Below are 21850 nucleotides of genomic sequence, written 5' to 3'. Positions count from 1 at the left end.
GCAGGGCGTGCCCGTGTCCATGGTGCGGACACGGGCACGCCCCGGGCGCGTTCTGCTCTCCTGGCTGTCGATCCCTCCTCTCACCCCGTCAGCCGGGGCGCGGGCCTTAGTTGTTCACGTTGATGGTGAAGGTGGACGTGGTGTTCTCGATGTCCACCGCGTTGTCGCTCTCGGTCAGTCCGTTGATCGTCACCGATCCGTCGGCCGGCCCCTGGCCCGCCTCCGGTTGCGGGTTGGCCCACAGACCGAAGCCGGACTTCGCGTCGTAGGTGTCACCGCTCTTGTGCGCGCCGGTCACCGACAGGTCGGTGATGGTGGTGTCGGTGATCGGGTTGAGCGGCGTGCTGCCGTTCCACTTGGTCTGGAACATCACGCCGGAGTAGGTCGGGTCGCTGATGTCGATGTTGCTGAGCCGCAGGCCCTGCAACTTGAACTCCGCCGAGTAGATCCACAGTGCCGGGAAGGTCTGCGCGCCCCAGAAGTGGCCGCCGTCCCTGGCCAGCGTGATGTTGGAGAGGTTCGTCGTCGGCGACGACTCGAAGCCCAGGGCGGGGATGCCGCCGAAGGCCAGCGAACCGATCGTCACACCCGGGTAGGTGAGGCTGTCGGCGATGTAGAGGTTGCTGAAGGTGTTGCCGCCACCGCCGTAGACCGCCAGGCCCGCGGCCCGCCACACCGTCTGCACGCTGAGGTTGGAGAAGGTGTTGCCGGTCTCCTGCTCGTTGTGGTTGTCGATGGCCGGGAACAGCGCGAAGCTGTCGTCGCCGGTGGACCGCGCCTCGTCGTTGCTGACCGTGTTGCCGGTGGAGCCGTTGGTCAGGTTGATGCCGTCCGCGAAGGTGTCACGGATGCGCAGGTTGGTGAAGTGCGAGTCGTCGACGTTCGTCGCCCACACCCCGCAGATCATGTGCTCGACCCACAGGTTGTCGATGGTCAGGTCGGAGACCCCGCTGAGGTCGAAGACCTTGCCGGGGCCGTCGATCCGGCTGGTGTAGTTGCCGAAGAAGGCGAACCCGGTGAAGGTCGAGCCGTCCGCGGTGCTCTGCACCGTGAAGCCGCCGTCGGTGTTCGACTGGGTCTGCGGCGTGCTGAACTGCGTGAACCACGGACCAGCGCCGATCACCTTGACCGCCCGGCCGTAGACGTTGAACTTGCTGGACACCTGGTAGGTGCCGGCGGGCAGGTAGACACCGAGCTTGGTGGTGTCCTGCCGCGCGGTGTCCAGCGCGTTCTGCACGTCCTGCTGGGTGAAGCCGGCCGGCACGACGTACTTCGTCGCGTCGGGATTCGGCGTCGCGGTGACCTGCTCCAGGTCGATGTAGTCGATGTTGTAGTAGGCCGCGGTGTTCGCCGCGTCCTTCTGCAACCTGATGGTGTGACCGGCCGGCACGGTGGTGCCGAGCAGCAGGTTCGCCTCGTCGTAGATGTGCCGCGGGCCGCCGGAGCCGGGCGACTTGGTGGGGCTCGCCTCGTCGCCGTACAGCCACTCGTACTTCGAGCTCAGGCTGATCGTCTTCAGCAGGGTCCCGTCGACGTAGACGTCCAGCGTGGTGGAGTCGGTGCCGTCGGGGATGTTGAAGCGGGTGACCAGCGTGTTGGTGTCCGCGCGGGTGGTCCACTGCACGTACTGGCCGTTGCCGGCCAGGTGCACGGCCTGCCGGCCGGACGCCTCGCCTGCCGGGTCGCCGATGGTGCGGTTCGGCCCGAGGACCGTCGCGCCGCCGCCCACCGAGCCGTCCTCCGCCTCGTAGGCGTCATACGGCATGTTGGCGCCGCGGCCCACGAAGAAGGACTGGTTGTCGGTGTTGTTGGCCTGCTTGATCGACACCTCGTTGGCGTCGACCGCGACGACCGTCTTCACCGTGTACTTGCCGTTGACGGCCGTCCAACTGCCCACGTTCACCGGGGCGGTGGTGGCGCCGACGGCGATCGCGCCGCTGTAGGAGCCGGTGAGGGTCTTCACCACGTTGCCGCTGGCCGCGTCGATCACCGACACCGTGACGGCGTGCGCGCCGGAGGCCGAGGCCACCGTGCCCTGGTTCTTGATCGCCACCGTGAAGTTGGTGTTCTGGCCCGCCGACGGGTTGCCCGGCGACCAGGCGGTCACCGGCACCAGGTCGGAGCTGTCGACCGGCTTGACCACCAGCGGACTCGGCGCGGTGTAGGTGTTGTTGGTCTTGTTCTGCTCGATCACCAGGTTGGCCTCGTCGACCTTCGCGGTGAGCTGGTAGCTGCCGGAGTTCTCGGCGCCGATGTTCGCCGAGACGCTGGTGCTGCCGCCCGCCGCCAGGGCGCCGACACTCGCGGTGCCGACCTTGGTGGTGCCCAGGTAGAAGTTGACGTTGGTGGCCGGTGAGGCGTTGGTGCCGATGTTCTTCACCGTCGACGTCAGCGTGATCGGGTCGGTCTCCACCGGGGCGGCCGGAGACGCGGTCAGCGTGCTCACCGTCAGGTCCGGGTTGGGCCCGGGCACCCCGATGACCTGGACCTCGGCCGCCTGGCCGCCGCCCGCACCGGAGTTGTTGCTGAAGGTCAGCCGCACGTCGGCGACCCGCGCGGTGACCGGGATGGTCACGCTGTTGCCGGTGGCCGGGTCGAAGCTGTACTGCTTGGCCGCCGAGATCTGGCTGAAGTCGGTCGCGGACTGCTCGCGGCCGTCGACCTCGATGGTCTGGGTGCGCGCGCCCCAGGCGGAGGACGGGTTGAGCTTCACCACGACCTGGCTGGTGTCCACGTTCGCACCGAGCTTGATCGTCAGCGAGCTGGTGCCGGTGCCCTCCCAGTAGGTGGTCACGTCGTCGTCGTTGGCGTTCGTGGCGACGAAGTTCTGCACCGTGGAGGAGGCCGTGATCGGCTTGCCGACGGCCTGGTTGGTGCCGCCGGTGGGCGGTGAAGTGCCGTTGCGGGTCACCGTGTTGCTGTTCGCCGACTCGTTGCCGGCCGCGTCCACGGCCCGCACGAAGTAGGTGACGGTGGCGGTGTCCGGCTGGCTGTCGGTGTAGCTGAGGGTGTCGCCCGCGGTGGTGGCGGCCTTGGTGCCGTTGCGGAACACCTCGTAGCCGGTGACGGCGACGTTGTCGCTCGCCGCGCTCCAGGTCAGCTTGATCTGGCCGGAAGCCGGCAGCGTGTAGGCCAGGTTGGTCGGCGTCGACGGCGGCTGGGTGTCACCCGAGGTGCCGGTGCGCGTCACGCTGTTGCTGGCCGCGGACTGGTTGCCGGCCGCGTCGTGCGCCTTGACGGTGTACGTCACGGTGGCGGTGTCGGGCTGGCTGTCGGTGTACGTCAGCACGTTGCCGGCCACCGAGCTGCGCAGGGTGCCGTTGGCGTAGATGTCGTACCCGGTGACACCGACGTTGTCGGTGGAAGCGCTCCAGGTCAGCTTGACCTGGCCGGAAGCCGGCTGCGTGTAGGCGAGGCCGGTCGGCGCGGAGGGCGCCTGGGTGTCGCCGGTGGTCGGCCCGTACACCTCGAACTCGGAGATCTGGCCCGCGGCCCAGCCGGTGTTGCCGGTGACGTTCAGCCGGACGTAGCGGGTCGTGGTCGAGTTGAAGGTGATCGTCACCGTGTTGCCGCTGGCCGGGTCGAAGGCGTACCCGGCCGAGGCGACGATGTCGGAGAAGGTGTTGCCGTCCGTGCTGCCCTGCACCGCGAGCGTCTCGGTGCGGGCGGCCCATGAGGTGGCCGGGGGCAGCTTCAGCACGACCTTGTTCACCGGGACCGCGCTGCCGAGGTCCACCCGCAGCCACTGCGGGAAGGCGTTGTTGGCGCTCTCCCAGTAGGTGTTCGCGTTGCCGTCGACGGCGTTGCCGGACGGGTAGACGTCGTTGTGGCTCGACTCGGCGGTCGGGCGGCCCGCGGCGAGGTTGTCCGTGGAGGCGGCCGCGGCCACCGCGGTCAACTCCGAGAGCTGCGCGGTCTTTCCGGCCGTGTTCGCCGAGACCTCGGCCCGCACGTAACGGGCCTTCTGCGCCGGGAAGGACACCTTGACGGTGTTGGCCTTGCCCGGGTCGAAGGTGTACTTCGCGGAGCTGACCAGGGTCGCGAAGCTGACCCCGTCCTCGCTGCCCTGGAGCGACATGGTCTCGCTGCGCTTGCTCCAGGAGGCGGGCACCTTGAGCTGGATCTGGTCGACGACCTTGTCCTTGCCGAGGTCGATCTGGGCCCACTGCGGAAGAGTCTTGCCCGAACTCTCCCAGTACGTGCCCTGGTTGCCGTCGTTCAGGTGGGCGGCGGTGTTGCTCCCGTCGGTACTGCTGGCCGCGGCGGACTTGCCCGCCACCGCGTTCGATCCCCCCGCGGCGGTGGCGGGGATGGCCTGCACGCCCAGCAGGAGCAGGCCGGCCGCGGTCACCCCCGCAACCAGCCGTGGAATGGAGCGCTTGGGTCTCATGGCGTCCCTCTGTGTCGTGGTCCGGATGGAGGAGACTCACTGACTGCACAATCCGAAACATGCGGATCGAGCCATTGAAGTTGCACTGTGCCCATGCAGATCAATCGTCGATCTGCGAATATTTTGCGTACGTGCTGGCAGAGTGTTACAGACGCGCTACGGCGCCGTCTATCCTTGTGACAGCACCGATTCGCGCGCGGCCAACGGAAGTTGAACCGTCAGCGCGCGGCGTCCACACGCTGAGCGGCCCCGACCGGTAGTGAGTGACCGGTGCGGGGCCTTTGATCCCACCGCCGTACGGGGGGCGAGGGCGCCTGCCGTAGCCGCGTCAACCGCATGTCAGCGGGGAGTTCCCTGCCGGGAAGAGTCCGGGGGTGAGCTGAGGCGCTCAGCCTGGGCAGGCGTACGACGTCGCTCCGGGACCGCCGGCCGCTCGACGTGGAGCACTGCGACCGGGGCGGTGTCAGTCCCTCACGACGCCAGCGGAAATCGTCGCTCCCGCCCGGGTGCGGTGGATCTCGTATACCGGGTAGGTCACCGGCGCTCCGTCCACCTGCCCCTGAAGGTCGGTGGTGCGGGTGAACCCGGCCTTGGCCAGCACGCGACCGGAGGCGGGGTTGTCAGGGTGGTGCTTGGCGCTCAGCCGGTCCACATGGGTAGCGGTGAACGCGTACGTGATGACTTGCCGCACCGCGGCGGTGCAGTACCCACGCCCCCAACTGTCTTCCCGCAAGATGTAGCCCAAGGTGGCGTGACCAGCGCCGCGATCCCGGAACTTGATCACCCCGACCAGATCTTCACCTGCGGCAACACCGAAGCACCACCGTGCGCGAGGACTCACCCGGGCCTGGGTCCTGGCGGTGGTGACATAGGCGGTGGCCTCCGCGATGGTCATGGGACGGCCGCGAGTGAAGGTGACGGAAGCACCGCTGTAGATCCTCTGTACGGCCAAGTCGTCGCCGGGGACCAGGTCCCGCAGCATGATCACCCGGTCTCCTCGACAAGGGTGAGCAGATCGGCGGCGGTGGGCCGCTCGTCGGCGCCCGGTGCCATACACGCAGTGATGATCTCCTCGAAGGCCGGGAAGGACCACGGCCGGGCGTCATCAAGTGGGAGGCGCTTCCCGGCGGCGATGGCCCTCAGCTTGTCCGTCCGCGGGGTGTCGTCGGCGTAGGGCACGGGACGATGCCCCGTCCAGCACCAGAACAGGGACGCACCCAGTCCCCAGATGTCGGCCGGTGGCCGGGCCTGGATGTGGGTGTCGTCGGTGGTGGTCAGGAGGGCGTCAGCGACCTCGGGAGCGGTGGTGTGGGTCAAGGCGCCCCGGTACGGAAGACGAGCGGTCGTCTCAGGCCCGCACGACAAGGCAAAGTCGAAGATGGAGGCGTGGCCGTCGGCGGTGACGAGGGCGTTGGTGGGTTGCACGTCGGCGTGAGCCCAGCCGGCGGTGTGCAGCCGTTCGAGCTGCCCCGCCCAGGTTCGGACGATGCCCAGCAGCCACGGCCGCACCAGGGCCCGGTCACCCTCGGGGCCGCGGGCCGGGGCCATGGAGTTCCACAGGGGGGTTCCCTCGATCCAACGGACTGCCAGCCACCGCCCGCCCTCCCACGCGCCGGCGTCGACCCGGTACCCGGGAGCGAGGGCGCCCGCGTCGGCGAGGGCGAGCAGGTGCCGGTCCTCCTGGGCCATCTCCGCGGCCTTGTCACGTCCGGATGCGGCCTCGGGGTTGTTGGCCTTCAAAGCAGCAGTGCCCCGGGAGCCCATGGCCTTCCACGCGCGGGAGCCTCGCCGATCGCTGAGCAGATCGCAGGTGACCGGCCCCAACAACTGCTCCAGAACTGCTACCGCCTCGACGGGAGGTGCTGCGCCCACAGTCTGATGTCCTTCCAGTCGTGACCGATATGGCTGAACACATCGCGACCGTCGTCGCTCGCGGACGCCACGGCCACAGCGAGGTCCGGGGTGTGCCGCAGGAACCGTCCGTCGCGCGGCCGAACGGCGACCCGTACCGGGAGGAACGAAACCGGTGGGGGCGGGATGCTCCGGCCCCCGCGGTCGGTGCGCTCCTCCCCCGCGGCGAACTTGCCGATCATCAGCCCCACCGGCCCATAGAGGTGTTTCAGGGCCCAGTGCGGCCACTGCAACACTTCCCGTCCGGCGCCCAGTATGGCGATGTTCTCGCAGACGAAGGCGCCTTGGGCACGGTCGGCCAACGGCCGAACCCATTCGGCGGCCTGCACGGCGGCGTGGAACACCTCAGCCTCGACATCCAGGGGAACGCCGACGGCTTCGTAGAGCGTCCAGCCGGTCAGTCCGCGATCGAGGGACGGGGCGAGATAGGGGCAACGGGCGGTCACGGCCTGTACATAGGCGGCGATGTCCACACGCGGGGCGGTGGTGCGGGGCGAGACAAGGCGGAGCGCCCCCGCACTGGGCCGGAGCGCTCCACCAACCGACCTCGTGGTCACAGGGTTGCTGCCTCCGTCTGCCGTGCAGGGGCGGCCTCGTCCCCGCCGTCGCCGGGGACCGGCGAGCAGTCCCATTCGGCAACCACGGTCCCGGTCTCGCGCTAGCGGGCCAACCCCTCGTGGTCCAGGCGCCCGAACTGGTCGGTGAACCAGATGTCGGGCAGCGGCCCGAACAACTCCTCATAGACCTGGACCCACGAGATTTCACCGACTCCCGTGTTCGGCGCGTGCCCGATCTGGCGCCCGGCGTGCTCGGCGCAGAATTCCTGATATTCCGACGAGCTGAGAAGACGGTGCCATTCGCCGTCGATGACCGGAGAGAACATCTCCGGGGCCGTGCACCCGGCCTCGAATTGCCACGCGGCGACCTTCAGGAACCTGCCCAGTTCGACCTGCGCGGCGATGTCGTGTACGGCGACATTCGCCGGACCGAACGTGAGGTGGTAATGGACCCGGTCCGTTCGGTCGGGCATCTGCTCGGCAAGTCGGGAAGCCTCGGTGAGGTGGTGTTCGGTGGCCTGCTCGTCCCGGGCACGGGAAGCGAGCGTGGCCTCACGCAGGCGCAAGCTGCCCAGGAGCGTCACCGTTGACGGCGAGGACGCTCCTGCCTCTGCCGTGAGTTGGTCGCGAGCGTGGGCAAGGAGCCGGAGTCCGGCGCCGTACTCGCGGGCGGCCTGGAAGCCTCCCGCACGCGACCACTGGGCAAGCGCAACCGCCAACGCGTCCCCGGAGAGGTCCGCTGCCCAGCGCTGCCGGTCATCCAACTGGCCGGAGAGGTCCGCGTATCCGAGTCGGTAGGTGAGGCAGTGCGCCATGTAGTACGCCGAAGCCAACATCTTCGCGGCCTGACGTCTCCTACCGCCTTCCAGTAGATGCACCGCGGCCGTCAGTTCTTCCAGCAGTTCGGGCAGTGCCAGGCCGAGACGGGTGTACCGGGCCGCGGCACGGTGGCGGGTCGCCTCAGCAAGGTCATCGGCAATCTCTCCCAGAGGGCGCGGTGCGGTTCGCCACTCCGGAGGAAGATCGAATGCACGCACCACGGACCGGATGGCAGCAATGGGGGCGTGTGCCTTCTCGTCGAACCGTTGCCGTCCACGGTAGGGCTGGCCTGTCAGCTCTTCCACGGTCATGGCAAGAGTTCGGGCTGCGGTGGCGAGAAATCCGTGAGTGGGCAGGCGCTCACCCCGTTCGACTTTGCGGATGTTCCCCAGGGAGAGGTGGGAGTACTCGGCGAACTCACGCTGGGTATAGCCCGCGAGGTTCCGGTAAGAGGCGATCCTCGCCCCGATGCTCTCGTCGTCATGATTGGGCACACTGGACTCCATTCCGACTTCACCACGCGAAACGGTACTCCGCAGGCTCGGGCACGGGATACGGACAAGGCCCGCTCCCCATTGCCCCGGAGTCGTAAGAGGGTGCATCCCCCTCAGCTCAGTCGTCGGAGCCGATCAGCCATCAGAGCAGCTCAGTCGTCGGAGCCGAACTGCCTGCGGAACGCGGCCTTCACCGGAGCCGACGCGCGCTGCACCGCGCTCGTTCCGCTGAGCCGGCGCCGCATCATGGCCAGCCGGGGGTGCCGCTCGCTCATCTCGGTGGACTGCCGGTCCAGCTCCTCCACCAGCCGCTCGGAGCGCTTCTCCACGGCGAGTTCGTCCAGGATGCGGTCCACCTCCGCGAGCAGCGCCCCGTGCAGCTGCCACTGCCGCGGATGCGACTGCACCCCGGCCAGCAGCAGATCCGCCACCCGGTCGCGGACCCGCGAGGCATCGAGGAGCGCCTCCGCGAGGCGCTCCTCGGCGGTCTGCGCGTTCGCCGAGACCTGAGTGGTGATCAGCACCGCGAAGCTCTCGATGGCGCCCGCCACATGGTCGAAGAGCTGCTCCAGCTCCCGGCCGATCTCCTCGGGGAAGAGCGGTTCGCCGGTGCGTTCCTTGGCGAGGTCGGTGAGCGTGCGCGAGAGCACCCGCAGCACCACCGCGCAGATCTCCAGGGTGTCCAGGCCGGTGCGCAGCACCACCCGGGACAGCAGCCCCTCGCGCACCCGGGGGTTGAACCGCAGGCTTTCCTCGGCCTGCCGCAGCGACGCGTCCACCTCGGTGATGTCGTGGTCGACCCCGCGTGCCTCGTGCAGCCGGGCCGCGGCGCGCTCGACCGGCAGGTGCCCGGCCACCTGCCCGCCGATGTCGCGGAAGAGCCGGCCCATCCGGTGGGCCATCTCCTCGATCGACCCGCCCGCGGACTGCACCCACACCGGCGGGGCGAAGAGCAGGTTGAACAGCAGGCCGACCGCGGCGCCGATCAGCGTCTCGTAGATCCGGTCCCACGCGGCGCTGCCCACCTTGGTCACGCCGAGCACCAGCATCGCGGAGATCGCCACCTCCGCCTCGAACTCGCCCACCCGCACCACCCGCCCGACCAGCAGCGCGGTGAGGATGATCAGACCGAGGCTCCACCAGCGCAGGCCGACCAGCGAGCTGAAGGCGATCGCGATGACCACGCCGATCACGACGGCGTTGACCCGCCTGATCCCCGTTATGAACGTGGAGTAGAGGGTCACCTGGACCACGAGCAGCGCGGTGAGCGGCGCGGTCAGCGGGACCGGCTGCGGCAGCAGCCAGACCGCGGCGAGGTAGGAGATGACGGCCGCGGCCGTGGACCGGACGATCTGGTTGGCCACCGGCTCCGCGGTCCAGCGGACCAGCTTCACCATCGGTTCTGGTACGTCGGGCATCCCGTGCCCTTTCCCGCTCTCGGCGATCTCACTACTCCCGAGTCAGCCTAGGGTCGATCTTTACCGGGGCACCTCATGGCGCGCGGGCGGCACCGGCGCCCGCGGCCGCCCAGGGCACGCCATGACGGTCGAGCACCCGCCCGCGTGGCACGCCATGACGATCGGGCACCCGCCCACGTGGCACGCCATGACGGTCGGACACCCGCCCGCGTCAAGGTCTTGGACGCATCAACGCCCCACGGCACCAATCTCGTTCACTTTCTTGACGGGTCAGCAACAGCGCCGTAATCATCACAGCATTCAGAGAGCGCTCTCTCGCCCGCGACATCCAGGAGAAGGTCGTGACTGGCAACCCCCCACATCTGCCCGGCCCCACCCCCAGACGTTTTTCCCACTCCCTCATCTACGCGTGTGTCGCGGCCCTGGTCGCCGCGTTCGCGCTGGTGATCACCCAGACGCCGGCCCGCGCGGCGAGCACGCTGCTGTCGCAGGGGAAGGCGGCCACCGCCTCCTCGACGGAGAACGCCGGCACCCCGGCCTCGGCCGCGGTGGACGGCGACAACGGCACCCGCTGGTCCAGCGCCGCCGCCGACCCGCAGTGGCTCCAGGTCGACCTCGGCACCACCTCGACGCTCGACTCGGTCACCCTCGACTGGGAGACCGCGTACGCGACGGCGTACCAGATCCAGACCTCCACCGACGGCACCACCTGGACGAGCGTCCACTCGACCACGACCGGCAAGGGCGGCACGGAGACCGTTTCCGTAAACGGTTCCGGGCGCTATGTCCGGCTGTATACGACGCAGCGCGCCACCCAGTACGGCGTGTCGCTGTGGGAGTTCCAGGTGTACGGCAGCGCGGGCAGCACCAACGCCGCGTGCTCCACCACCAACGCGGCGCTGCACAAGACCGCCACCGCCTCCTCGACGGAGAACGCCGGCACCCCGGCCTCGGCCGCGGTGGACGGCGACAACGGCACCCGCTGGTCCAGCGCCGCCGCCGACCCGCAGTGGCTCCAGGTCGACCTCGGGTCGTCCCAGCCGATCTGCGGGGTGCAGCTGAACTGGGAGACGGCGTACGCGAAGGCGTACCAGATCCAGGTCTCGGCGAACGGCCAGGACTGGACGAGCGTGTACTCGACCACCACCGGCCCGGGCGCGACCGAGCTGATCACGCTGTCGGGCACCGGCCGCTACGTGCGGATGTACGGCACCCAGCGGGCCACGCAGTACGGCTACTCGCTGTGGGAGTTCCAGGTGTTCACCGGCGGCAGCGGCGGCAGCGGCGGCACCACGGGCGGCGGTGACGGCGGCGACGGGGGCACCACTCCCCCGCCCGGCGACGCGACACTGCTGTCGTACGGCAAGCCGGCCACCGCCTCCTCGTACCAGGACGACGCGAACTGCGGCGGCTGCACCCCGGCGAAGGCGTTCGACCACGACCCGGCCACCCGCTGGGCGACCAGTGACACCACCGGCTGGGTGGACCCCGGCTGGATACAGGTGGACCTGGGCGCGACCGCGCACATCACCCAGGTGGTCCTGCAGTGGGACCCCGCGTACGCGACGTCGTACCAGATCCAGACCTCCGCCGACGGCACCAACTGGACGAGCGTCTACTCGACCACCAGCGGCAAGGGGTTCAAGGAGACCCTGAACGTCGACGGCACCGGCCGCTACGTGCGGATGTACGGCACCGCGCGCAGCAACGGCTACGGCTACTCGCTGTACGACTTCGACGTGTACGGCACCGGCGGCGACCCGACGGCACCGCCGGCCGCGCCGCCGAACCCGGGCAACCCGGAGAAGGTCGTCTTCGACGACGAGTTCAACGGCGCGGCGGGCAGCGAGCCGGACTCCTCGAAGTGGAGCCAGGACCCCGGCAACGGGCAGAACGGCGAGCTGGAGACGTACACCGACGGCGACAACACCAAGATGGACGGCAACGGCAACCTGGTGATCGAGGCGGACAAGACCTCGACCGGGTACACCTCGGGCCGGATCAACACCTCGGACCACTTCAACTTCACCTACGGGCACGTGGAGGCCCGGATCAAGGTGAGCGGCACGCAGGGCCTGTGGCCGGCGTTCTGGCTGCTGGGTTCGAACTTCAAGACCGGCACGCCGTGGCCGCAGTGCGGTGAGATCGACATCATGGAGCACGTCGGCAGCGTGCCGGACGCGGTGTACTCCACGCTGCACGCGCCCGCCTACAACGGCGGCAACGGCGACGGCTCGCCGTACACCGTGGCCGGCAGCGACTTCTCCACCGACTTCCACACCTACGCGCTGGACTGGGACTCCGGGCACATGACGTTCTCGGTGGACGGCAACGCCTTCTTCACCGTGGACAAGGCCAACCTGGAGCAGACCAGGGGCCCGTGGATCTACGACCACCCGTTCTACATCATCCTCAACAACGCGGTGGGCGGTGACTGGCCCGGCGCCCCGGACGCCACCTCCGTCTTCCCGCAGAAGATGCTGGTCGACTACGTGCGCGTCTCGCAGTAGCGGCAGCCGGCACCGCACTCCGCCCGGGAGATGTGGGTTCGGTGTGGCTGATGTGACGACTCGGTGGGCTCCTCCCCCTGGAGCCCGCCGAGCTCGCATGTGATCGCCCAACCCCCTTGTCCCGGGACTTGGTTCAGGCCAATAGTGGAGGACCACATTCCTACCGACGGGTACGCCGGTGGTGCGGCCGCACCACCCGCGCCCCCCATCCCGCAGGAGGAGTACGTGCTCTCTCGACGATCCTTCGTCAAGGCGGTCGGCACCACCGGCCTTGCCGCGGCGGCGAGTTCAGCGGCGGGCTTCGCCGTCCTCGCGCCCCGCGCGTCCGCCGCCGGCGTCTCGCTGCCGGTCTCGCTCGCGAACACCTCGGGCAGCGACACCGTGTACGCCTACATCAGCGGCGCCGACGACTCCGGCTGGCCGGGCTTCGTCACCGCCGACGGCGCCTTCAACCGGCTGCCCAACCCCTCGTCGCCGGTCACCCCCATCCCCGACTACGCGATCCAGCTGGGCGGTTCGGGCTCGGCCGCGACCACGGTCACGCTCCAGGAGTACGTGATCAGCGGGCGGGTCTGGTTCTCGATCGGCGACCGCATCCAGTTCTTCGCCAACCCGGGCACCGTACCGGGCCTGGTCCAGCCCGGGTTCACCAGTTCCGACCCCAACTGGCAGACCCAGTGGACGTTCGCCGAGTTCACCTACAACAGCGCCAACCTCTACGCCAACATCAGCTACGTGGACATGGTGGCCCTGCCGATCGCGATGGCCACCACCGGCGCGAGCGGCAACCAGTCGGTGAGCCCGCTGCCGGACGGCGCGCTCGCCTCCATCATCTCCGGGTTGCAGGCCCAGCACGCCTCCGACGGCGCCCCCTGGGACCAGCTCGTCGCCACCAACTCCGCCGGCGCGCCGCTGCGGGTGCTCGCCCCGGCCCACTCCCCGACCGACTTCGGCGGCTACTGGGACCCCTATCTCGACGCGGTCTGGAGCCACTACGCCTCGACCCCGCTGACCGTCAACGCCCAGGGCAGCTCGGGCACTTACTCCGGCACGGTGTCCGGCGACGCGTTCGTCTTCGGCGGCCTGGACGACGACGGGGTGCCGTTCACCCGGCCCAGCGCCGTGGACATCTTCGGCTGCGCCAGCGGGCCGCTGTACAACTCCGGCTCGGACGCCCGCGGCGCGGTCGCGGCCCGCCTGGCCGCCGCCCTCAACCGCAGTTCGCTGCTGGTCGCCGGCGGCGACAACCAGCCCGACGGCGTCACCCCGTCGGCGTACTACCAGGACCCGGTGACCAACCACTACGCCCGGCTGGTCCACCAGTACGCCTCGATCGGCTACGCCTTCCCGTACGACGACGTCGGCCCGACCGGCGCGGCCCCGGTCGACGGCCACCTCCAGGACCCCGCGCCGACGTCCTGGACCCTGACGCTGGGGAACCCGGGCGGCGCGTAGCGGCTCCGCCGGACATCTCGCCGGAAGGCGCCCCGACCGCCGGGCGGTCGGGGCGCCTTTCCGCCGGATGGCCCAGGTGCCGCGGGGCGCGCGGGGGCGCGGCGCGGGGCGCGCTCCCGTGCGGCCCGCCGCGGCCCGCGCGGCGTCCTGCGGCCCCGCGTGCACCGCGCCGACCTGCGACGCGAGCCGGCGCGCGCGGTGAGCGGCGGGAGGGGGTACGGCCACCTCTCCGGCCCCGCGGGCGCCGCGTGTGGCGCGAGAATACAGCGGCCGCCACGTAACGTGACCAGCAGCGGCGGAACGGCCCCGGTGCCGGACGCCGGGCGCGGCGGTTCCGAGGAAGCTGAGGCGGGTGTGGCGATGAGCGGTCCCGGACACGGCGGCGACGTCGCACCGGCCGGTGCCACCGACGCGCTGCGGCTGGCGGTGCTGGACGCCGCGGAAGGGCTGGGCGAAGCGGACGTCCTGCGGCTCGCGGTGCAGCAGTGCGTCGCGGCGCTGGGCGGGCTCGGCGGCCTGGCGCACCTCGCCGGCCGCGAGCACGACACGCTGCGCCTGGCGGCGGCCGGCGGCGTACCCGACCCGGTGGCCCGCGCCTGGGAGCGGGTCGACGACCACCGGCTGGCCCCCGTACGCGCGATGGACCGGCGGCAGGTGCAGTGGTCGCCGCGCTGGCCCGACGACCCGCACCACGCCGCCCCGGGGCACCCCGGTACCGCGCGGGCCGAGCCCGGCGGGTCGGAGGCAGGCGGGTCGGAGGCAGGCGGGTCCGGTGCAGGCGGGCGGAGGCCAGACGGGGTGCCGCCCGGGCTGCGCGCGTGCGGGCTGCTGTCCGCGCCGATCCTGGTGGACGGCTCCCCCGTGGGCGTGCTGTCGGTGCTCGCCGAGCGGGAGCCCGCGCCCGACCGCAGACGGTTCCTCGCCGAGGTGGCGGCGCTGGTGGGCGTGCGGCTGCCGGTCGCCCGGCGGTGGCGCAGCGGCACCACGCCGTGGTGGCAGGAGCCGCAGGGCGTCGGCGGGCAGGTGATGCGGCAGATCAGCGTCGGGACGTGGAGCTGGGATCTGGACACCGGCCTGCTCGACATCGACGAAGTCACCGAGGGCATGGTGGAGTTGGCCGGCCTCGACCCGGACGCCTGGGACCACCGGATCGAGAGCTGGATGGAGCGCATCCACCCCGACGACCGGCCGGGGGTGCAGGAGGCGATCGAGGAGTCGCTGACGTACGGCCGGCCGTACGCGGTGGAGCACCGCGTCCTGGACGACGCCGGACGGGTCAACTGGCTGGAGCTGCGGGCCGCGATCGAGCGCGACGACAGCGGCCGCCCGGTGCGGATGGTCGGCACCGTGTGGAACATCACCGCGCGCCGCAGCCAGTTGGAGTGGCTGGCCGGGCTGCTGGAGCTGAACCCGGACCCGATCTTCGTGGTGGCCGCCGACAACCGGGTGCAGTGGGCGAACCGGGCCGCACGCCAACTCGGCGGCGGCGGAGACGTCACCGGCCGCACCCCGTGGGAGACCGAACCGCTGCTGCGCGAGCGCGGACTGCCCGAACTCCTCGACCGGGCCAGGGCCGCGCCCGGCTCCTCGGCCACGCTGGAGGTGGACGTCGAGCACCCGGCTCCGCGCGGCACGGCGTCGTACCTGGTCAAGGCGGTGGAGATCGGCGGCTTCATGTCGATCCAGATGTCCGACACGACCGAGCGGCGGCGCGCGGAGCAGGCCGCCGCCGAACGCGGCCGGCAGGTCGCGGACCTCAACGCGGCGCTGGTCCGCGCGCTCAACACCCAGGACGTGGTCGCGGCGGTCGTGCAGCACGTGCTGCCGCTGGTGCACGCCGACGGCCTGGTGGTCCACGACCTGACCGGGTCCGTGCCCCGGCTGATCGGCGACATCGGCTTCTCCCCCGCCCTGGTCGAGGAGTTGCACGCCCTGCAGTTGCGGCAGAGCGCGCGGCAGCAGCCCGCGGAAGGGGCGGAGGCCGGAACGGAGGCGGGCGCGGAGGCCGGAACGGAGGCGGGCGCCGCGGCGGAGGCGGGCGCGGAGACGGGCGCCGAAGCGGATGCCGGGGCCGAAGCGGAGGCCGGCGCAGGGGCGGAACACGCGGGGTACTGGGGAGGCGCGCAGGGCGCGGCCGACCTGGGCCTGGGGGGCGCGGTGGGCGCGGAGGGCGTCACCGACCAGCCCCGGTTCATCTCCCGCGCCGACCGGTTCACCGGGGCGACCACCGACCGCGAGGAGCGCCCCGGCACACCGTCGTGGCTGCTCAACAGGCTGGCCGAGCTGGACGGTGTCGGCGCGTGGGCGGTGCTGCCGCTGGCCGTCGGTGACCGCCGGGTCGGGTCGTGCGTCATCGGCTGGAGCGCGCCGCGCCGCTTCACCGAGGACGACAAGACGCTGCTGGGCACCGTCGGCGTCATCATCGCCCAGGCGCTCGGCAACGCCCGGCTCTACGAGAGCGCGCGGCACCGCGCCGAGCGCCTCCAGCAGGAGTTGCTGCCCGGCCGGCTGCCCGACACCGTCGGCCTGCGTGCGGTCGCCCGCTACCGCACCGCCGACGGCCAGGAACTCGGCGGCGACTGGTACGACACCATCGCGCTGTCGGGCGGGCGGACGCTGGCGGTGATCGGCGACGTGATGGGCCACGGCCTGGAACAGGCGATCGCGATGGGCATCATCCGGCACGCGGCGCTGACCGTCGCCGCCCTGGACATGCCGGTGGACGAGATCATGGCGCACCTCAACGACGTGGTGGTCCGGCTGGCCCCGCGCGTCGACGACCCGGTGGTGTGTGCGACCTGCCTGCTCGCGCTGTACGACCCGACCTCCGGCGCGTGCAGCATCGCCAGCGCCGGCCACGCCCCGCCGATCGCCCTGGAGCCCGGCGGGACCGCGCACCGGCTGACCATCCCCAGCGGGCCGCCGCTGGGCATGGCCCAGGTGCCCGCGCAGGTCACCGAGACGGTCTTCGCCGAGGGCACCGTCCTGGTGCTGTACACCGACGGGCTGCTCGGCTCGCAGGCGCCGGACGCCGAGCGGCTGACCGACGCCGTCGCCCGGTACGCCGGCACCGCGCCGGTACCGGTCGGCGGCGAGCGCGCCGAGCACTGGCTGGCCACGATGTGCGACGCGGTGGTGGCGCAACTGCCGCCGGACCCGTGCCGCCAGGACGACGCGGTGCTGCTGGCGCTGAGCACCGGCCGGGTGCCCGCGAACCGGATGGCCGCCTGGGACCTGCCGTGGGCGCCGGAGTCCGCGGGTCGGGCCCGGGACCTGACCGCCGCGGAACTGGCCGCATGGCACCTGGACGACCTCGCCGACACGGCCACCCTCATCGTCAGCGAGCTGATCGGCAACACCGTGCGGCACGCCGTCGGGCTGGTCCCCGACACCGAGGAGGCGGCGGACGGCGACTCCGACGAGGACGCCGACCTGGGAGACCTCGGCGACCTCAGCGACCTCGGCCTCGACAGCGGGCTGAACCTGAAGATCGGGCTCGGCCTGGACGACGGTCCTGCCGCCCAGGACGCCGACGCCGGTTTCGTACGGCTGCGGCTGCTGCGGATCGAGCACGCGCTGATCTGCGAGGTGTACGACGGGTCGCAGGCCACGCCGCGGGTGCGGCACCCGCTGCTGGACGACGAGTTCGGCCGCGGCCTCCAGCTCGTGGCGATGATGGCCGGGCAGTGGGGCACCCGCTACACCGAGAGCGGGAAGTGCATCTGGGCCAGCCTGGACGCCCCGTCCCCGCCGGACGACGACGCCCCCTCCCCGCCGGACGACGACCCGCCGGGCGCGACGGCCGACGCGGACAACGGCACGGGCTCGGCGGCGGGCGCGGGGCACGCGGGGCGGCGGACCGCGGGGCAACCCGCCGCCGGCTGACGGGAGTTGCTCCGTTCGGCGCCTGCCGGGGAGGTGCTACGACGCCATCGTGGTCATGATCGCGCGGGCCGCGGCGGCGAGCGACGGGGTGAGGCGGTCGAGGTCGGGCAGGTCGGGCGGCTCGGTGTCCGGGCCGGTGCCGTAGGCGGTGGTCGTCGACTCCAGCCGGAGCGTGATCACCGCGCCGCCGCTGAGGACTTCGAGTATGCGGGTGGGGTCGTCGAAGCTGAGGAGGTACGCCTTGTCGCCGAGTCGGGGCACGGCGCGGGTGCGGGTGGTGACCCGCAGGTTCGACGGGTCCACCGACCGCTCCGCGTCGAACTCCGCCGCCGGGTCGGAGTAGCGGTGCAGGGTGACGTCGACCTGGACGGTGTACGAGGTCTTCGTGCCCTGGGTGGGGGTGCCTTGGGCGACGAAGCCGCACTGGGCGCGGTCCAGCCGCGCGGTGTGCTCGAAGACCGCGGGCCACACCCCGCTGTCGGTCGACTTGACGGCCGTGCCGAACGCGTCGAACGCGTAGGCCGTGCAGGGGTTCTGCCCTATCCGGTAGCCGTGCATGTCGGGTCCGCGGTGGCGCTGCGGCAGCACGCCCGCGTAGGCGAGGGCCGCACCGGCCAGCGAGGCGACGAGCACGCCGCCGAGGGCGCCCCGCAGCCACCCCGGCAGCTTCCCGAGCGGGCTGGGTCGCGGCGGCAGGCCCGCCATCACCTCGGGCCGCGGGCCCGGCAGCAGGGCTCGCCGGCCGCTTCCCTCGCCCCAATCGCCGCCACCTCGGGGGCCGTTGAGTGCGGGGCGTGCATCGTCGGCGTGGGGCCGCCCGTAGGCGCCGTCGCTTTCTTCGGCCTCCCAGGACTCCTCGGGTTCGGTGATCATCGGATCTCCCCCACGTCAGCGTGCGAACACTGTACGGTCGGGCCGCCGAAACGTCACTGCACTTCTCCGCCGGCCCCGGGGGCGGTCCGGGGCCGAGGGAGACGGGCGGGAGCGAGCGGGGGAAACCGGTGGCGGGTTCGGGAAGGCCGGGCGGCTGGCGGCTGGCGGGGGAAGGCCGGGGCGGGAGGGTGGTCAGACCTCCAGGTCGTTCTCGATCCGCTTGAGCTGGTGCCGGGCCATCGCCAGGTTCGCCCGCTGCTTGTCCAGGGCGAGGTAGAGGAACAGCCCGCTCTTGCCGCGCCCGGTGAGCAGGCGGATCAGGTGGTACTGCGTGCCGAGGGTGATGAGGATGTCCTCGATCTCGTCCTTGAGGCCGAGCAGTTCCATGGTGCGGGCCTTGGCGCGGACCACGTCGGTGTTGCCCGCGGCGGCCACGGTGAGGTCGAGGTCCTTCCCGCCGCCGATCGTGCCCAGGGCCATGCCGCTGGTGTAGTCGACGAGGGCGACGCCGATGGCGCCCTCGATCGAGGTCATCGCGTCCTTGAGGGCGGTTTCGGTGTTGGCCATGGCGTGGCTGCTTCCTTTCACGGGTGCCGGCGTGCCCGGCGGTCGGGTGGTGGTGCGGGGGGTTCTGGCGTGGGCGCTGCGCGCCCGCGGCGGACGTTCGGTCATGGGTTCAGGCGTCCTCCCTGTCGTCGGCGGCGCCGTCGAGCAGGTGCGCGAGGTAGGCGCTGGACCGGCGGGCCTCCATATGGAGCCGGCCCACGTTGATCCGCGGTCCGGCCAGGACGGTCAGTACGCAGGCCGGTCCCGCGGCGTACAGCGCGACGTAGCCGTGCTCGCCCCGTACCAGCAGCTCGCGGAAGGAGTGGCCGCCGGCCGCGTCCGACAGCCGCAGCCCGATGCCGAATCCGGCGGAGCTGAGCGCCGCGAGCGTCTCGGCAGGCGTGTCCGGGGCCTCGTGGGCGATCAGCAGCCCGTCCACGGTGGACGCGAGCACGCCGGTCGCATCGGGCAGCCGGGCCAGCAACCGGCCCAGCTCGTCGCGTACTTCGGCTTCGTGCGCCATGAGTCTCCTTCGTCCGGCCCGTTCGGCCCGCTGCCGCAGGGCGCGCCTCACAGGTGCTCCAAGGCGTCGCGGAGCCGGCGCAGCAGCGCCGCGTCCGCGTCGTGGGCGATGTCCCTGAACCAGGCGGGCGCGGGCACCGGTGCCCGGCCGGTGGTCGGCGGGGGCACCGCGACCCGCCCGTTCGCGGCCAGGCGCCGTACGTGCACCAGCGCGTGGAAGGCGGGCCGGCCGAGCAGCGCCGCGATCGCGGACGGGGTGCGCACCCCGTCCGCGAGGTCGAGGACGGCCCGCTCGTGGCGGGTGGCGGGCGGCAGCCGAGGGTCGTGCCGGGGCCGTACGGGTGCCGCGTCGAGCTGGGGGCACGGCCACAGCGTGTCCAGGAACCGGCGCCGCCTGCGGGACTCCCGCTCCACCTCGCTCAGCGGCACCGGGCGCACCGGCCCGAACCAGTGCGCGGCGCCGTGCCGGAACCGGGTCGGGCCGCCGGTGGGCGCCAGCACGAAGAAGGCGGCGTCGAAGAGCGTGCCGAGTTCGCTGATCTCCAACTCCCCCTCGGACAGCCGGTGGTGGTCCAGCAGCCAGCGGGCGGTCCGGCCCTGCGCGCCGCCCTGGCGCACCGCCTCCTGCCACGCCTCCGCGGACAGCCGGCCGCCGACCGTCAGCAGCACCTCGATCCCGGGCGCGGCCGGGCTCTCGGCGTGCACCACCGCACCGTCGAGGAGGTAGAGGGTGCCGGTGTCGCGCAGCAGCGCCCCGGTCGCACGCTGCTCGGCGAGGCGCACCAGCATCGGGGAGAGCGGTGTGGCGGGGGCGGGTGCGTCGGAGGCAGGCGGGTCGGGGGCTGGTGCGGGCCGACCGGGTGCGGGCCGGTCGGGTGCGGGCCGGTCGGGGACCGGGGCGAGGGCGGTCGGGGGCGCACCGGGTGCGGCGGGGGTGTCGGGGGTGTCGGGGGCGGGGGCGGCCGTCATGCGAGCACCAGCCGCTGGGCGAGGTCGCGCATCCGGATCAGCGCGAGCGCGAGGTTGGCGTGCGGCTTGTCCAGCCACAGGTGCAGGAACACCCCGCCCTCGTACGGGGCTTCGACGAAGCGCAGCAGGTGGTAGCCGGTGCGGGTGACCACCACGACGTCCTCGACCAGCGGGCCCTTCTCCCCCGCCGCGCCCGCCTCGGCGACGGCCTGCGGGCCGGCGAACACCGGGTGCTCGGCGGCGGCCCGCGCGAAGTCGGCGGTCTGCGCGGCCATCGCCTCATGGTCGCCGTCCGGCGCCTCCCCGACCTTGCCGAGCGCGAGTCCGCTGATCCACTCCACCAGCGCGGCGCCCCTCGCCCCCGGCAGCGTCATCGCCTCGAGCAGGCACTCGTCGATCCCGGACACACGACTCCCCTCGGTGCAGGGCCCGTTGGGCCACCGCCGACTGGGCGGTGACGAGCAAGTTACGCACCGTGCCACCCGGTTCGGGGAGTTCTGGCATTTTCCACTGGTACGTGCGGGGCGCTGTTCTAAGATGCCCCTCCGCACACCGTCGCCGGCTGCCGGGTTCAGCCCCGCGTCGTGGCGAACTCCCAGATCACCGGCAGGAATTGCTCGGGCGTCTCCACTTGGGGCATGTGGCCGGTGCCGGGCAGCGGCACGAACTGCGCGCCCGGGACGGCCTGCGCGAAGGCCCGCCCGTAGTCCGTGTCCACCACCCGGTCGCTCTCGCCCCACAGCACCACCGTCGGATGATCGACCTTCGCCAGGCGCTCGCGCAGCGTCGGGTCCCCCATGTCCGCGCCCGCGTACGTCTGGAGCGCGGCACTGTTGGCGGCGGCCACCGCGCGCTGCTCGTCGGACAGCGCGGAGGGGTCGAAGCGGAACTTCGAGGGGTCGTGGAAGGAGAGCCGGGACAGCTCGACGGGCGTCAGTCCGCGGGTGTCGGCGACGGGGTGGCCCGGCACGCGGATGCCGACGCCGTTGACGATGGCGACCCCGGCGACGCGGTCGCTGCCGAGCAGGGCGAGTTCGGCGGCGATCCAGCCGCCGACGGAGTTGCCGACCACGATGACGTCGTGGACGTCGAGCGCGTCGAGCAGCGCCGCGTAGACCTCGGCGACACCCGCCGGATCGCTCAGCCAGCCGGGCCGGGCGGTGCCGCCGAAGCCGGGGTGGACGGGGGTGATCACCCGGGCCGGCCGCTCGTCGGCGAGCCGGCGGGCGAACGGCGCGACGGTCTGCGGTCCGCCACCGCCGTGCAGCATCAGGAAGGTCCGGCTCCGGTCGTGGTCGTGGTCGTGGTCGTGGTCGTGGTCGTCGATGGTGACGGTGAGGTCGAGGGTGCCTCCGCTCACGGTGAGGGCGAGCGTGCGGGTGGTGGTGCTGGTCATCGGGTTGCTCCTCGGGCGGATGCGGGCGGGTCGAGTCGGTGCGATGCGAGCCGGTGCGGGTCGAGGCGGGTCGAGGCGGGTCAGGGCCGGGCAGGACGCGGGCCG

Annotated in this window: 15 protein-coding genes; 3 read left to right on the top strand and 12 right to left on the bottom strand. The window is 71.8% G+C overall.

Annotated features, from left to right (window positions below):
- Nucleotides 1-106: 106 nt before the first annotated feature.
- The 6 genes from OG896_RS35035 to OG896_RS35010 form a co-directional block, all read right to left on the bottom strand.
- Entirely contained in the window at nt 107-4390 is a 4284-nt protein-coding gene (locus tag OG896_RS35035; RefSeq protein WP_329371841.1) for a discoidin domain-containing protein, read from the bottom strand.
- A 463-nt stretch (nt 4391-4853) separates the two neighbouring features.
- Nucleotides 4854-5372: a GNAT family N-acetyltransferase gene (locus OG896_RS35030; RefSeq protein WP_329374463.1), complete on the bottom strand. Its 519-nt coding sequence runs from the start codon at nt 5370-5372 to the stop codon at nt 4854-4856.
- Nucleotides 5373-5374: 2 nt separating this feature from the next.
- Nucleotides 5375-6262 carry a protein kinase domain-containing protein gene (locus OG896_RS35025; protein WP_329371839.1) on the bottom strand — a complete coding sequence of 296 codons (888 nt, stop codon included), beginning with the start codon at nt 6260-6262 and terminating at the stop codon, nt 5375-5377.
- Nucleotides 6232-6774, bottom strand: a complete 543-nt coding sequence (locus OG896_RS35020) for a hypothetical protein (protein WP_329371837.1) — start codon at nt 6772-6774, stop codon at nt 6232-6234. The genes OG896_RS35025 and OG896_RS35020 overlap by 31 nt, the downstream gene beginning before the upstream one ends.
- Nucleotides 6775-6959: 185 nt before the next feature.
- A complete protein-coding gene (locus OG896_RS35015) occupies nt 6960-8171 on the bottom strand; it encodes a helix-turn-helix domain-containing protein (RefSeq protein ID WP_329371835.1) in 1212 nt (403 codons plus the stop codon).
- A 152-nt stretch (nt 8172-8323) separates the two neighbouring features.
- A complete protein-coding gene (locus OG896_RS35010) occupies nt 8324-9589 on the bottom strand; it encodes an FUSC family protein (RefSeq protein ID WP_329371833.1) in 1266 nt (421 codons plus the stop codon).
- Nucleotides 9590-9990: 401 nt separating this feature from the next.
- Here OG896_RS35010 and OG896_RS35005 point away from each other — a divergent pair, with 401 nt between their 5' ends.
- The 3 genes from OG896_RS35005 (at nt 9991) to OG896_RS34995 (ending at nt 17439) form a co-directional block, all read left to right on the top strand.
- Nucleotides 9991-12099 carry a discoidin domain-containing protein gene (locus OG896_RS35005; RefSeq protein WP_329374462.1) on the top strand — a complete coding sequence of 703 codons (2109 nt, stop codon included), beginning with the start codon at nt 9991-9993 and terminating at the stop codon, nt 12097-12099.
- 225 nt (nt 12100-12324) lie between these two features.
- Nucleotides 12325-13554, top strand: a complete 1230-nt coding sequence (locus tag OG896_RS35000; protein ID WP_329371831.1) for a beta-1,3-glucanase family protein — start codon at nt 12325-12327, stop codon at nt 13552-13554.
- 360 nt (nt 13555-13914) lie between these two features.
- Complete coding sequence (locus OG896_RS34995; RefSeq protein WP_329371829.1) at nt 13915-17439, top strand: SpoIIE family protein phosphatase; 3525 nt, start codon at nt 13915-13917, stop codon at nt 17437-17439.
- Between the two features lie 36 nt (nt 17440-17475).
- Here the strand turns inward: OG896_RS34995 and OG896_RS34990 are convergent, their stop codons facing one another.
- The 6 genes from OG896_RS34990 to OG896_RS34965 all read right to left on the bottom strand — a co-directional run bounded on the left by OG896_RS34990 (nt 17476) and on the right by OG896_RS34965 (nt 21745).
- Nucleotides 17476-18312: a hypothetical protein gene (locus OG896_RS34990; protein WP_329371828.1), complete on the bottom strand. Its 837-nt coding sequence runs from the start codon at nt 18310-18312 to the stop codon at nt 17476-17478.
- A gap of 192 nt (nt 18313-18504) precedes the next feature.
- The gene (locus OG896_RS34985) at nt 18505-18879 is read right to left on the bottom strand and encodes a hypothetical protein (RefSeq protein ID WP_329371827.1); all 375 of its coding nucleotides are present in this window, start codon (nt 18877-18879) and stop codon (nt 18505-18507) included.
- 109 nt (nt 18880-18988) lie between these two features.
- Nucleotides 18989-19381: a roadblock/LC7 domain-containing protein gene (locus tag OG896_RS34980; protein ID WP_329371825.1), complete on the bottom strand. Its 393-nt coding sequence runs from the start codon at nt 19379-19381 to the stop codon at nt 18989-18991.
- Between the two features lie 47 nt (nt 19382-19428).
- Entirely contained in the window at nt 19429-20169 is a 741-nt protein-coding gene (locus tag OG896_RS34975; RefSeq protein WP_329374460.1) for a transcriptional regulator, read from the bottom strand.
- A 176-nt stretch (nt 20170-20345) separates the two neighbouring features.
- Complete coding sequence (locus OG896_RS34970; protein ID WP_329371823.1) at nt 20346-20756, bottom strand: hypothetical protein; 411 nt, start codon at nt 20754-20756, stop codon at nt 20346-20348.
- A gap of 164 nt (nt 20757-20920) precedes the next feature.
- On the bottom strand, nt 20921-21745 hold the full coding sequence (locus OG896_RS34965; protein WP_329371821.1) for an alpha/beta fold hydrolase: 825 nt from the start codon (nt 21743-21745) through the stop codon (nt 20921-20923).
- Nucleotides 21746-21850: the final 105 nt, after the last annotated feature.

Source organism: Streptomyces sp. NBC_00669 (assembly GCF_036226785.1).
Taxonomy (GTDB): Bacteria; Actinomycetota; Actinomycetes; order Streptomycetales; family Streptomycetaceae; genus Actinacidiphila.
This window is presented reverse-complemented; position numbering and strand designations above follow the sequence as displayed.